Below are 13300 nucleotides of genomic sequence, written 5' to 3' on the forward strand. Positions count from 1 at the left end.
TAATCCCTCAGAAGTCTCAGCCATTTGAGTAATTGAATATCAAAGGCAGTGAATCAATGACGACCAAGTAATGAGTATTTTAAGTCTCTCAAAACAAATAATGTTACTTTTCCACCTTAAAAAGCTGTCATTAATCTACTAATGTGCTTCTACTTCAAATTGTTGCTTTAACCATTGTTTAGTTGAACTATTAGCAAAAGTGTAATCAATCGCCTTAAAATTAATGCGTACAATATCTTCCCAGTTTAACAATTTGTGCTCTAACAACAGCGCATATTCATCTAATAAATTCGTTTGTGTTACGGTACGATTATCTGTATTGATTAAAAAGGCGATGTTTTCTTTTAATAGACGTTGTAGGTCTAAGCTATCTAATGATTTAATAGCTTTCGTTTGTAAGTTACTTTTCGGGCAAAATTCGAGTAAGACGTCTTTGGCTTTCACAGTTGCCAGTACATCCTCATCTTGTAGAGCCGCTACACCATGACCAATACGTTGTGCACCAAATCGTACTGCATCATACACATTTTTAGCACAACCACATTCTCCAGCATGTAACGTAATGTTCAATCCTTGTTGTTGCGCATATTGAATCAATGCTTCATGTTCCGTGGTCGGAGATGCCGCTTCATCACCAGCTAAATCCACGCCTACAATATACGCTTCTAAAGTTTCATCACCGCGAAAACTGTCGAAAATCGCTCGGTTCATTTCGTCCGAATGATGTTTCATCCCACATATTAGCATTCTTACTTTAATGCCAAAAGTTTGTTCAGCCAAAGACGCACCTTTGCACACAGCTGTTAAAATTTCGTCAATTCCCAATCCTTGTCCTTGATGAAATGCGGGTGCAAATCGAATTTCAATATATTTTACACCATCATGTACTGCTTGTTCTGCAACATCAACGACAGCGTCAATCAAACTTATACGTGTCTGCATCACTTTTAAAATTTCGTCAAATGACTGTAGATATTCCGCTAAACTTTGACAATGTTGATCCACTGTCACTTTGTCCATCTGAATAGGTATACCTTGCTGTTGGCTTTGCTTTTCAAGGTATTCCAAGCTAACCGAGCCATCCAAATGACAATGCAATTCAAGCTTAGGTATCCCTTTTAATTCCGCATTCATAATATCCTCTTTTCAATATCTTTTTAATTTCTAATTTTACTGTGATTATATTGATTGTCAATACATTTTTTAAAATGTCATGATTGTCTAATTCATCCACTATTGCTGACGTGAATTTCAATGTCTAATGTCAGTGTTTTCTAAGCATTCATCCAACATTTCCCATAAGATGGTTCATAAGCATCAATCTCTTTAATATCATCTTTATTCAACCTCGAAATCATTGTAACTACCTATAACATGTGATGGCCTTTACCGAACGTAACAACACTCTCATTCAATATATTTATTAATGAGTATATTAATAATACTTTAGTGCAAAATGTTTCTGTTTTTTTCGAAAAGGTAATAAGTATATTGTTACAGACTACATTACTAAAGGAGCGTTGGAAATGGATAATAAAAAGCTAGAACAATTGAAAAAAGACCAAAAAAACAATGATGGTAAAGCAATGACGACGAATAATGGTGTCAAAGTGAGTGAGGATGAAAATACCTTAACTGTCGGCGAACGTGGTCCAAGCTTGCTCGAAGATTTCCATTTTAGAGAAAAAATCATGCACTTTGACCATGAACGTATCCCTGAAAGAATTGTTCATGCGCGGGGATTTGGTGCTCATGGTGAATTCCAAGTTTATAAAGATTTATCAGCCTACACCTCTGCAGACTTTTTAACTCATCCAGAAAAAACAACCCCTGTATTTGTAAGATTTTCGACTGTACAAGGTTCTAAAGGGTCACCAGATACAGTGAGAGATGTACGTGGTTTTGCGACAAAATTCTATACTGATGAGGGAATTTTCGACCTCGTAGGTAATGACATTCCAGTATTCTTCATTCAAGATGCGATTAAGTTCCCTGATTTAATTCATGCGGTTAAACCTGAGCCACATAATGAAATGCCACAAGGTGGAAGTGCCCACGATACTTTTTGGGATTTCTTTGCGCAAAATCCTGAATCAACACATACAGCATTCTGGGCAATGAGTGACCGCGGTATTCCGAAAAACTTTAGACAAATGGAAGGATTCGGTGTTCATACCTTCCGCCTCGTTAACCGCGAAGGTCAGTCTTACTTTGTGAAATTTCATTGGAAGCCATTACACGGTTTAGAATCATTGGTTTGGGACGAAGCACAAATTTTATCTGGTAAAGATATCGACTTCCACCGTAAAGATTTATATGAATCTATCGAAAAAGGTGACTATCCGGAATGGGAGTTAGGACTTCAAATTATTCGTCCAGAACAAGAATTCGACTTTGATTTTGATATTTTAGACCCAACAAAAATTTGGCCAGAAGACCAAGTCCCAGTCGAAATTGTAGGTAAAATGACGCTCAATCGCAATGTGTCTAACGTGTTTGACGAAACAGAACAAGCAGCGTTCCACCCGGGTCATATCGTTCCTGGCATTGACTTCTCAAATGACCCTTTATTACAAGGTCGCTTATTTTCATATACAGACACGCAAATTTCAAGATTGGGCGGACCTAATTTTAACCAAATCCCAATCAACCGTCCTGTCAATGAAGTACACAACAACCAACGTGACGCCATGCATCAAATGAATGTGCATCAAGGGCAAACAGCTTACCATAAAAATGCATTAAACAATAACGACCCTCACACAACACCGAGAGAGGAAGGCGGGTTTGAACATTATCAAGAAAAAGTAGAAGGTCATAAAATTAGAAAACGCAGCTCAAGTTTTGAAGATTATTATAGCCAAGCGAAATTATATTTAAACAGCTTAACACCCGCTGAATATGATCATATGGTAGCAGGTTTCTCATTTGAAATTGGCATGTGCAAGTCTGTGATGGTCAAACAAAACGCCGTTAATCAATTAAATAAAGTGGATCGTCAATTAGCTGAAGCAGTTGCGGCAAATGTTGGCGTTTCTGTCCCAGAAGAGAATGAAGAAGTACAATCTACAGCGAAAGACAGTCAACTCACAATGGAAAAATTCGATATTCCATTACCAGGACATTCCGTAGCTGTATTAGTAAGTGGGGAGATTAGCGAAGAGACACTAAAATCTTATGCGAAAGTATTTGCAGAGAACAAACTGAATTATGCATTCGTTGGTAAACAACCACGTGCCATTGACGAGGATTTCGGCATTACTGAAACATACGACACCGCACACCCTACACTATTCGACAGTGCAATTGTATTATCAGACGGCTCAGACCTATTGCCAGAAGCAGAAGAATTTGCGGAAATGACGTATAAACATAAAAAGCCATTAGTGGTCAATAAAAAAGCCGCAAATCAACTCGGTCGTTCAAAAATCAAACTCAACGCGCCCGGTGTTTTCACATCTGATGAACCCGATACGATTGTAAAAGCATTTGATAGAGTGAGATATTGGGACCGCTAAAATCGTACAGAAATCGACCCCGTACCCTAAAAATGATAAGGGACGGGGTTTTATGATTACTTGCCTACATTTTCTGACTTTTACCAATAGTTATCTTTTATTTTTTATGTTATTTTAAACACTCATAATTTATGGATATAGAACAGATTCATTTTTTGCGTTTATTGCAAATTCATCCATTTCCTTCTTCCACATCAATAGAATTCAAACTCTTTAGATTTTCAAGTAACTCATATCATTATCTAGCACGCCTATTCTCGCTAGCTTTATAATGCTATTTTCATTTGCTTTCACTTGAATATCTTCTATTGTACTATTCCATATATCACGGCAATATTCAGGCATACTCATAAATAACTTTTGCATAGCTAACAAAAATGTAATCAATCTTTGTTGATAATGAAATTTTTGAAGCCTATTTAAATATTCTTTATCACTTGCGTGTCCAGAACATGATTTAGTAAAATTCACACCATATATAACATCCGTGTGTGCAATTTTATTTCTCAGATACCTGATATTATTGAACCAACATTCAAATATCTCTTTAGGTACTTTTATTTCTTTTCCAATATTTTCTGAAATCAAGCTTTCAATTTTTTTACAAACTAGTTTTTTATTCTTCGTTTGAGTGTTTGTATAAAACATTGCTATTTCTCCAAAACTAAGTTTCTGAAACAAAACCCATGCTGGAATACTTCCATATTTATCTAAGTTGTGCTTTATATTTTCATCATTCTTTTTTTGATTAACTGAATTTGAAAACTTAGCTTGTAATCTATTAAAGTTTTGTCTTTTTTTACTAGTTATTTTATAAGACTCGCCTTCTTTTTGAAAATAAATCTTTTTATCTAGATAAAATAAAGCGGGGGTAATTCTCTGTCTTCTATTTCTATTAAATAAACTTCTAAAATTAAATTTCTCAAATGAACTTCTAAAATATTCAATAAACTGTATAGTTGCTTTGATAAGTATCGATCAAACTCATACAACGTATATACAGAATCAAAATTTTTCTCTTCGTTTTTTCAAATTCGTTTTTAATTATAAAATATTTCAAATTATAATAACCAAGTGTATTCAACAAATCCACACATTTTTTCATAGAACTACTTTCTGGAAAAAATAATTTATTTTCTTTCAATTTATTTATCATTTGCTCTGTGGTAAAAGGTTGGGGAGGTTCTATCTTATAATCTTGATTCAAAATATCGAGCTTTATAGATAGCGTTAAGTCCGTTGAAACATCAATATGTTCTTCTTTCAACATAGCCTTTTCTAATTCACTCAAAGTTTTTTCAACCATCTTAACCCCTCCATTTTAGACAAAAAAAGGCCAACTCTGTTTCGCATTGTTAAGAGGCGTTAGTTGGCTTCTAATACTCATAAAATACCACTCTTAATTTTAAAAATCAATGCTTTTTATTGATTCCAAATACTTTCAATTTAAAAACCCCATACACCTCAATAGATGTACGGGGTTTTTATATATTGGCTTACGCTTCGTCTTTAACGAATGGTAATAATGCCATATGACGTGCACGTTTGATCGCTGTAGTCAACATACGTTGATATTTAGCTGAAGTCCCTGTGACACGACGTGGTAAAATTTTACCGCGTTCTGAGATAAAACGTTTTAATAATTCAGTGTCTTTGTAGTCGATATGTGTAATACCGTTTGCTGTGAAATAACAAACTTTTTTACGACGACGACCGCCTCTTCTTGGTCCACCTGCCATGTTTTGTGCCTCCCTTACTTTAAAAATGGTTTTCTATACGTTTCAGATTGTCATTAGAATGGTAAATCATCATCGCTAATATCGATAGGACCGTTCGCATTCGCAAATGGGTTATCGTTAGCTGGTTGCTGATGATTGTTTTGATAAGACGAATTTTGGCCTTGTTGTTGTCCACCGAATCCTTGACCGTAGCTGTCGAATTGATTGCCTTGGTTTTGATTCGCGTGACGTTGGTTTTGTGATTTTGGCTCAAGGAATTGAACACTATCACATACCACTTCAGTGACGAATACACGTCGGCCTTCTTGGTTTTCGTAACTGCGTGATTGTAAGCGACCGTCAACGCCAGCGAGACTTCCTTTAAACAAAAAGTTGTTTACATTTTCTGCTTGTTTACGGAAAACAACGCAGTTAATGAAGTCTGCTTCACGTTCCCCTTGCGCATTCGTAAATGTACGATTAACCGCTAAGGTAAATGTCGCTACACTTACGCCTGAGGGTGTCGTTCTGTATTCTGGATCTTTAGTTAAGCGACCTACTAATACGACTCTATTAAGCATTTACACGCCCCCAATTATTCTATTACTTGTTTTCGTCTTCACGGACAACGATGTAACGAATGATATCGTCATTGATTTTAGCTAAACGTTGGAATTCGTCAGTAGCTTTGTTGTTTTCAGACTGGATACGTACGATGTTGTAGTAACCATCTTTGAAGTCTTCAATTTCATAAGCTAAGCGACGTTTACCCCAGTCCTTCGTTTCTAATACCTCAGAACCTTCAGAAGCTAAAATTCCGTTAAAACGTTCAACTACTGCTTTGCGTGCATCTTCTTCAATATTTGGACGCACGATGTACATTACTTCATATGTTCTCATTGTATATTGGCACCTCCTTATGGTCTATGCGGCTTATCAAAATTCAAATGATAAGCAAGGAATAATTTTCATTACTCACATTCAAAGATTGTATCATAGCCCTTTACAAATTACAACATGTTTCACAGATTGATCAATACAATTTAATTTATTGTCATCTTTACTATGTCATCTGTACATACGAAAACTCAGCATATTCTCAGTCCTTCACTAACTGTTCAATATTAATGGCTTTTTATCTTTAATTAAGAAATAGTTAATTTTTATTGAGATTAAAAAGTGTTATATTCTTTTGTGTTAACAAAAAATCAACGAAGAAACAGAAGGGAATAAACAATGAAAACTAAATACACAGCAAAATTATTAATTGGGGCAGCAACAATATCTTTAGCAACATTTATTTCACAAGGGAACGCACATGCGAGCGAACAAACTACAGGACTCGCACCGGCACAACCTGTCAACTTTGATTCAATCAATGTAACGCCAGACCAAAAAACATTCTATCAAGTATTACATATGGAAGGCATTTCAGAAGACCAACGTGAACAATATTTGAAACAATTGCACGAAGACCCAAGTAGCGCACAAAATGTTTTTTCAGAATCAATTAAAGATGCCATCCACCCGGAACGTCGTGTTGCGCAACAAAATGCGTTTTACAGCGTATTACACAACGATGACTTATCCGAAGAGCAACGTGATGCATACATTGGTAGAATTAAAGAAGATCCAGATCAAAGCCAAGAAGTATTTGTTGAGTCTTTAAATGTGGCACCAAAAGCAGAATCACATGAAGATCGCCTCATTGAATTACAAAACAAAAATTTAATGGAAGCAAATGAAGCACTTAAAGCGTTACAACAAGAAGACAGCATTCAGAATAGACGTGCGGCTCAACGTGCTGTCAACAAATTGACGCCAGATAGCGCGAACGCATTCCAAAAAGAATTAGATCAAATCAATGCCCCACGCGACGCTAAAATTAAAGCTGACGCTGAAGCAAAAAAACAAGCACCTGAAGTAAGCGCACCACAAATTGAAGATGCACCTACTACTGAAGTTGCACCATCTCCAAAACCAAACGAAACACAAGAGGAACAGAAGCCAAATGTATCAACTCCTGAAAAAGATACAAAAACAGAAAAAACTGAAGAAGCAAAAGAAAAAGATACAAATAAAGCTGATGCTGAAAAGAAACCTGAAGTAGATAAAAGTTCTAAAACAGAAAAAAATACACAAAGTGAGAAAGCGCCTAAAGTAGAAAGTAAAGAACAAGCTGAGAAAGCGACTGAAAACAACAAAGGTGCTGACACTAAAAAAGAAATGCAACCTGCACCAAGTACAGAAAACAATGGAAACAATAACGCTGTAGCTCCATCTGCACCTGTATTACCTGAAACAGGAGAAGCAACAACTTCAACACTTGGAAGCTACTGGAATGCTTTCAAAGATAGTGTCAATAAAGGTTATGCTTATGTGAAAAATAGTATTACAAGTGGACTTCAATATTTAAAAGGTCAATACGACTATATCACTGGAAAATACAATGACGCGAAATACTATACTAAAATGTATTCAAAGTACAAATCAACAATAGATAAATCCGTACTTGCTTTATTTAATAATAATGGTACTAGCGCACATATAGCTCCATTAACAATTGATGAAAGTTCAAACGTATTTTACAAAGCTTATGCAAAAACAAGAAATTTTGCTACAGAAAGCATTAACACAGGAAAAGTATTATACACGTTATACCAAAACCCTGCTGTAGTTAAATCTGCTTTCACTGCAATTGAAACGGCGAACACAGTAAAAAATGTATTTAGCAGTTTGCTATCTATCTTCAAATAAAGTAAAAATAGACATCGGACAATTCTCATGTTCGATGTCTATTTTAATTCATGCTATTTTGTTAACAATTTATCCGAGTCAAACCTTTTCGAAACGGCTAAATAAACGATAATATCGACTACAATTAACACGACAACGATTATTATTGAAATCATCGGTCCAAACAAAAATACTCCGTTCGCTTGTGAAATGATAAAACCAATAATAGGTAATACCAATATCATTGACACGGACTGGGCGGATTTGCTTGTGTTCACTCTTTGCGACACAGCCACAACGAGTGAAATAGACAAAAACGTAATCAACGGCGCAATAAAGAAAGTAACCATTATCCAACTAAAGTTCGGAAAAATCATCTCACCTAACACATTGACGCCATAAACATTAGCGATAATACCATAAATGAATACTGCAATCCAAGTGAGCAAAATCGATGGGATTCCTGAAACTAAAATCTTTCCGAGCATCAATTCTTTATTTGTAATAGGCGTATAGAGCAGCCCTTCAATCGTTTTATGTTCCTTCTCACCCGTAAAGCTTGTTGTAGCTAACATACTAGAAACAAATACCGGTATAAGGATAAAAAACGGAATAAAGAAATACATCAAAATTGCATAAACCATGCCGTGATGAGGATCGATAGATTTCGGTATGACTTGTTCGGGCAACTGGTCAATGAACATTCTTGCACCGCCAATATAATCAACGACACTAAAATGAATATCACCAATCACTAACGCTAACGGTAACACTAAACTAAAAATAAATGGGATAATAAATACTGATACTAAAACCCCACGATCACTTTTAATATCCAATGCGTCCTTATAAACAATTGTGAAGACGTGTTTCATATTAATCATGCGGCATCACATCCATCTTCTTGAAATATAATTCTTTAATCGTATGTTGCACTTCAGTGATCGTATAGACATCTAGTTGATGTTCAGTAAGCAGTTTAATGACCTGGGAAATATCCTCATAAGCCTCCATTTTCACACGGAGATACCCTTCTTTGTCACTATGTTCTTTGGCGACCACTGCATGTTCATTTTCCAATAAAGCCCATGCACGTGTCACATCACGCACATGAATATCGAATTCCACTTGTGGCCAAGTTTCACGCAACAAATCTTCCGCTCTGCCTGAAGCAATAAAACGACCTTGATCCATCATAAAAATATAATCTGCAATTTGTTCTAACCCTTGTAAATGGTGTGTACACATAAATACTGTCATTTCCCTCTCACGCACTTGCTTTTGTAAATAAGTGTTGAGTGATTCAGCTGCTGATGGATCCAAGCCAGATGTTGGTTCGTCTAAAATCAATAGTTTCGGTTGGTGAATAAGCGCACGCATAATCGCCACTTTTTGCTTCAACCCTTTACTCAACGTCGCTACTTTGCTATTTTTGCGTTCCGTTAACTCAAAATAAGTTAACAGCGCTTCAATCCTGTCTTCAACTGCTGCTTTTGGCATATCGTAAAAACGCGCCCATATTTTTAAGTTTTCATACACTGTTAGGTTTTCATACAGATTCCCATCATTTTGCACACCCATTTGTTGACGTACACGCTCAAAATGGGGATCTGTCGTCTTTACACCAAATACTTCAATTTCACCATGCGTCGGTTGCAATAAACCTGTCAGTAACCGAACTGTCGTTGTTTTCCCTACACCGTTCGGCCCTAAAATCGCATTAATCGTTCCCGGTTTCAAAGTAAAAGAAATATCATTAATCACTTCTTTACCATTTAACGTCTTATGTAGTTGGTTCACACGGACTAACATTATCCTCACCTCTCTCATCGTTGTTTACTTTTCACAACACGAATCACATAAATTTTATCACTTTTTTCACAAAATACATTAAAATTCATCATTTTTATATAAAATCATTCTAACCACTTGATATTTTTTAAAAATAACTTGCTTATCATATAAATCACACTTTCCTATCTACTCTAAGTAATAGTAATCATGTTCTACACACTCAACAGAAGACATCATTCCCAACATCCAAAAAATAAGAGCTAAAATGCTGAGTAACTCAACATTTTAGCTCTTATGAGACACACCTACACATTAAAACGGAAATGCACGACATCGCCATCTTGCATGATATAGTCTTTACCCTCTAAGCGCATTTTCCCCGCTTCTTTTGCACCTTGTTCACCATTATGTGCAACGAAGTCTTCGTAGCTCGTCACTTCAGCACGAATGAAACCACGTTCAAAGTCTGTATGAATGATACCCGCACATTGTGGCGCCGTCATCCCTTCCTTAAACGTCCATGCACGCACTTCTTGCACACCTGCTGTAAAGTACGTCGCCAATCCTAATAAATCATATGTTTTACGGATTAAACGATTCAAACCAGGCTCTTCAATCCCTAATTCTTCCAAGAACATCGCTTTATCTTCCTCGTCTAATGTCGCAATCTCTTCCTCGATTTTGGCACTGATGACGATCACTTCTGAATCTTCTTGTGCCGCATACTCACGAATCGCTTTCACTTTATCATTTTCTACGTCATTAATTTCATCTTCACCAACGTTTGCGATATATAACATCGATTTTGATGTTAACAATTGCGCTTGATTCACATACTTTTGATCTTCATCATTAAATTCTAAACTACGGACAGGTTGCCCATTTTCAAGTGTTTCTTTAATTCTTGTTAAAATACGCACTTCATTCACGGCTGTTTTGTCTTTTTGTTTCGCCATTTTCTCTAGACGTGGCAAACGTTTTTCAACAGATTCTAAATCCGCTAATACTAACTCCATGTTAATCACTTCAATATCTTCAATCGGGTTCACGCGTCCTGCAACGTGTGTCACATTTTCATCATCGAATGCACGCACAACTTGGCAAATGGCGTCAACTTCGCGAATATGTGATAAAAATTTGTTTCCAAGCCCCTCTCCTTTTGAAGCGCCTTTCACGATACCGGCAATATCTGTAAATTCAAACGTTGTGGGTACCGTTCTTTTCGGATTTACGATTGCTTCTAATTGTGTTAAACGTGTATCAGGTACCTCAACGATGCCGACGTTTGGATCAATCGTTGCGAAAGGATAGTTGGCAGCAAGTGCACCTGCTTTTGTAATTGCGTTAAATAAAGTTGATTTTCCGACGTTAGGTAAGCCGACAATACCAGCTGTTAAAGCCATGTTTCATTCTCCTTCTCATTTGAACTCGCTTTTTCGAGTACTTTTTTTATTTTTTTGTTGAAAGTTTGACGTGGTAACATAATACTGCGCTGACAATTTTCACATTTGATACGGATGTCCGCACCCATACGAATGATTTTAAAGCGATTTGTTCCACATGCGTGTTGCTTCTTCATCTCTACTATATCATTTAATTCATAATTTGAAGCCACTCAATTTCACCTCTATGCTTCCTTGTTTTGTTGTCCTTGATATAACTGGACAAGTGTTGGCATTGGTGCTTCAATACCTTCAGATTGTAGAAATTCTTTTAACTCGCGGCGTAAAATACGTGAGCCACCAAAGCTTTCACCCGGCAACGTTTCACCCGCCACACGAATCATCACTTCATAGCTGTTGAATTTATCGACACCTAATACTTCAGGGGGTTCGATAAAAATATCATACTTTTTAGGAATCGTTTTTAAGAAGAGATTCATTTTCTTCTCTACATCGTCAATTTTCTCATGAATTGACACTGGAATATCAATAATGGAGACACCATTCGTTACTGAGAAGTTGGTCACCTCGCTCATCGTCCCGTTTGGAATAATCGAAAGCTCACCTGTAAACGATAAAATGCGTGTCGAACGTAGACCAATCGATTTGACCGTTCCTTCCGCAATCGGTGCACTGTTGTTTTTAATGCTCACATAGTCCCCGACATCGAACTGATTTTCAAATATAATAAAAAATCCTGTAATGACGTCTTTCACGAGGGTTTGTGCACCAAAACCAATTGCTAAACCTACAACGCCGGCCCCTGCTAAAATACTTTCAACACTAATGCCAAATTTGCTCAATACTGTTGTCAAAGTAATAAACCATACGATATAGCCAACGACATTTTGAACAAGTGTAATTAATGTTTTTGACCTTTTCGCACGCGTTGATTTACCTGAACGATTGTTGACTTTAAAAAATTGTGCGATGACTTTGTTTAAAATACGAACAACGATAAAAGCCGCCAACACATATATTAAAACGATAATCAATTTCGTTAAAAGGTTGGAATATGTTTCTGGATCTAATAACGGTTGAACCATACTTTTTAATATCGCTTCTAATTGATTCATAAGTAACTCCCTTCTCTATGCATCATCTTGAGTGATGTATGTTGATGCCTGTGCCCTTTTCGCCATTACATGTTTTTAAGCAATTGAATCAGTCTGCGATAGTCACTTTCAGAGTGGAATGTAAAAGTAATCTCGCCTACGTTTTTCTTCGTCGTAATTTCTACACTTGTACCATATTGTTCTTTTAATTGTTGTTCATGTTGGCGAATCAGTGCAGGCTTTTTCGTCGTATACTGTTGACGCGTGGTCGCTTGTTGCGTGCTGCCTGTATGTTCAGCGACGCGTTGTTCCAAATATCTCACGCTCCAAGACTCCCGGATGGCTAACTTTGCGTAGTGTACCATCGTTTCCGGTGTTTTGAGTGCGAGTAGTGTGCGCCCGTGTCCGCCTGAAAGTTGGCCTTCTCTTATTAAAGTCCTAATCTTAACAGGTAACTTAAGTAGTCTCAACATATTCGCTATATACGGTCTTGATTTGCCTAACCGTGCCGCGATCTCTTGTTGTGTCAGAGTCAAATGTTGCATCAGCTGTTGATAACTTTCTGCCTCTTCTAATGCATTTAAATCTTCACGCTGTAAGTTTTCGATAATCGCCAGTTCGCGCATCTCACCATCTGAAAATGGTTTAACAATAGCTGGGATGTCCGTTAAGCCTGCCTCAAGACTTGCCCGGTAACGGCGTTCACCCGCTACGATATGATACCCTTTGATCGCTTGCGTTACGATAATGGGCTGCAACACGCCATGCTGTGCAATCGATTGCGCAAGTTCTGTTAACTTTTCAGCATCAAACGTTTTGCGAGGTTGGTACGGATTCGGTCTAATTTCCGTCAATGCCAGTCGTTGAACTTGCTCGGAATCATTTTGTTGACTTTGCCATTTTTCAGTCATCCTTCTCACCAACCTTTCAATTTTTTTACCATTCCATTTTACTGTTTGCACCATTGAGACACAAGCTTTTCTCCATGATTTTGACAGATGTACAATTTCTTTCTCTTCTAAATTTTCAGAAAACAT

General features: G+C 36.9%; 14 protein-coding genes. 2 read left to right on the forward strand and 12 right to left on the reverse strand.

The genetic code is table 11. From position 1 onward, the window contains the following. Nucleotides 1–138 precede the first annotated feature (138 nt). Entirely contained in the window at nt 139–1134 is a 996-nt protein-coding gene (add, locus tag P3U61_RS12000; protein ID WP_099986579.1) for an adenosine deaminase, read from the reverse strand. Between the two features lie 392 nt (nt 1135–1526). On the opposite strand from add, the gene P3U61_RS12005 reads away from it, so the two are divergent. Next, nucleotides 1527–3518 carry a catalase gene (locus P3U61_RS12005; RefSeq protein WP_096533761.1) on the forward strand — a complete coding sequence of 664 codons (1992 nt, stop codon included), beginning with the start codon at nt 1527–1529 and terminating at the stop codon, nt 3516–3518. A 213-nt stretch (nt 3519–3731) separates the two neighbouring features. Here P3U61_RS12005 and P3U61_RS12010 read toward each other — a convergent pair whose 3' ends face one another. The 5 genes from P3U61_RS12010 to rpsF all read right to left on the reverse strand — a co-directional run bounded on the left by P3U61_RS12010 (nt 3732) and on the right by rpsF (nt 6136). Further along, on the reverse strand, nt 3732–4493 hold the full coding sequence (locus P3U61_RS12010) for an Abi family protein (RefSeq protein WP_308412412.1): 762 nt from the start codon (nt 4491–4493) through the stop codon (nt 3732–3734). Then, the gene (locus P3U61_RS12015; protein ID WP_233510593.1) at nt 4462–4824 is read right to left on the reverse strand and encodes a hypothetical protein; all 363 of its coding nucleotides are present in this window, start codon (nt 4822–4824) and stop codon (nt 4462–4464) included. The genes P3U61_RS12010 and P3U61_RS12015 overlap by 32 nt, the downstream gene beginning before the upstream one ends. Before the next feature lie 190 nt (nt 4825–5014). Beyond that, nucleotides 5015–5257 (reverse strand): 30S ribosomal protein S18, encoded by a 243-nt coding sequence (gene rpsR, locus P3U61_RS12020; protein WP_014614919.1) that lies wholly within the window; start codon nt 5255–5257, stop codon nt 5015–5017. 53 nt (nt 5258–5310) lie between these two features. After that, complete coding sequence (gene ssb, locus P3U61_RS12025) at nt 5311–5817, reverse strand: single-stranded DNA-binding protein (RefSeq protein WP_014614920.1); 507 nt, start codon at nt 5815–5817, stop codon at nt 5311–5313. A 22-nt stretch (nt 5818–5839) separates the two neighbouring features. Beyond that, complete coding sequence (rpsF, locus tag P3U61_RS12030; RefSeq protein WP_014614921.1) at nt 5840–6136, reverse strand: 30S ribosomal protein S6; 297 nt, start codon at nt 6134–6136, stop codon at nt 5840–5842. Between the two features lie 336 nt (nt 6137–6472). On the opposite strand from rpsF, the gene sbi reads away from it, so the two are divergent. After that, the gene (gene sbi, locus P3U61_RS12035) at nt 6473–7993 is read left to right on the forward strand and encodes an Ig-binding surface protein Sbi/SpsK (protein WP_140240678.1); all 1521 of its coding nucleotides are present in this window, start codon (nt 6473–6475) and stop codon (nt 7991–7993) included. A 53-nt stretch (nt 7994–8046) separates the two neighbouring features. On the opposite strand, the gene P3U61_RS12040 is transcribed toward sbi, so the two are convergent. The 6 genes from P3U61_RS12040 to P3U61_RS12065 all read right to left on the reverse strand — a co-directional run bounded on the left by P3U61_RS12040 (nt 8047) and on the right by P3U61_RS12065 (nt 13300). Then, nucleotides 8047–8856 carry an ABC transporter permease subunit gene (locus P3U61_RS12040; protein ID WP_014614923.1) on the reverse strand — a complete coding sequence of 270 codons (810 nt, stop codon included), beginning with the start codon at nt 8854–8856 and terminating at the stop codon, nt 8047–8049. Then, nucleotides 8849–9784, reverse strand: coding sequence for an ABC transporter ATP-binding protein (locus P3U61_RS12045; RefSeq protein ID WP_140240679.1), 936 nt, complete (start codon nt 9782–9784; stop codon nt 8849–8851). Before P3U61_RS12045 ends, P3U61_RS12040 begins: the two co-directional genes overlap by 8 nt. Before the next feature lie 287 nt (nt 9785–10071). Then, the gene (gene ychF / locus P3U61_RS12050) at nt 10072–11169 is read right to left on the reverse strand and encodes a redox-regulated ATPase YchF (protein WP_014614930.1); all 1098 of its coding nucleotides are present in this window, start codon (nt 11167–11169) and stop codon (nt 10072–10074) included. Then, on the reverse strand, nt 11160–11381 hold the full coding sequence (locus tag P3U61_RS12055; RefSeq protein WP_014614931.1) for a DUF951 domain-containing protein: 222 nt from the start codon (nt 11379–11381) through the stop codon (nt 11160–11162). The genes ychF and P3U61_RS12055 overlap by 10 nt, the downstream gene beginning before the upstream one ends. Before the next feature lie 12 nt (nt 11382–11393). Next, nucleotides 11394–12284, reverse strand: a complete 891-nt coding sequence (locus P3U61_RS12060; RefSeq protein WP_140240680.1) for a mechanosensitive ion channel family protein — start codon at nt 12282–12284, stop codon at nt 11394–11396. Nucleotides 12285–12349: 65 nt separating this feature from the next. Continuing rightward, entirely contained in the window at nt 12350–13300 is a 951-nt protein-coding gene (locus P3U61_RS12065) for a ParB/RepB/Spo0J family partition protein (RefSeq protein WP_140240681.1), read from the reverse strand.

Origin of the sequence: Staphylococcus pseudintermedius (assembly GCF_034042775.1) — a bacterium.
Lineage (GTDB): Bacteria > Bacillota > Bacilli > Staphylococcales > Staphylococcaceae > Staphylococcus > Staphylococcus pseudintermedius.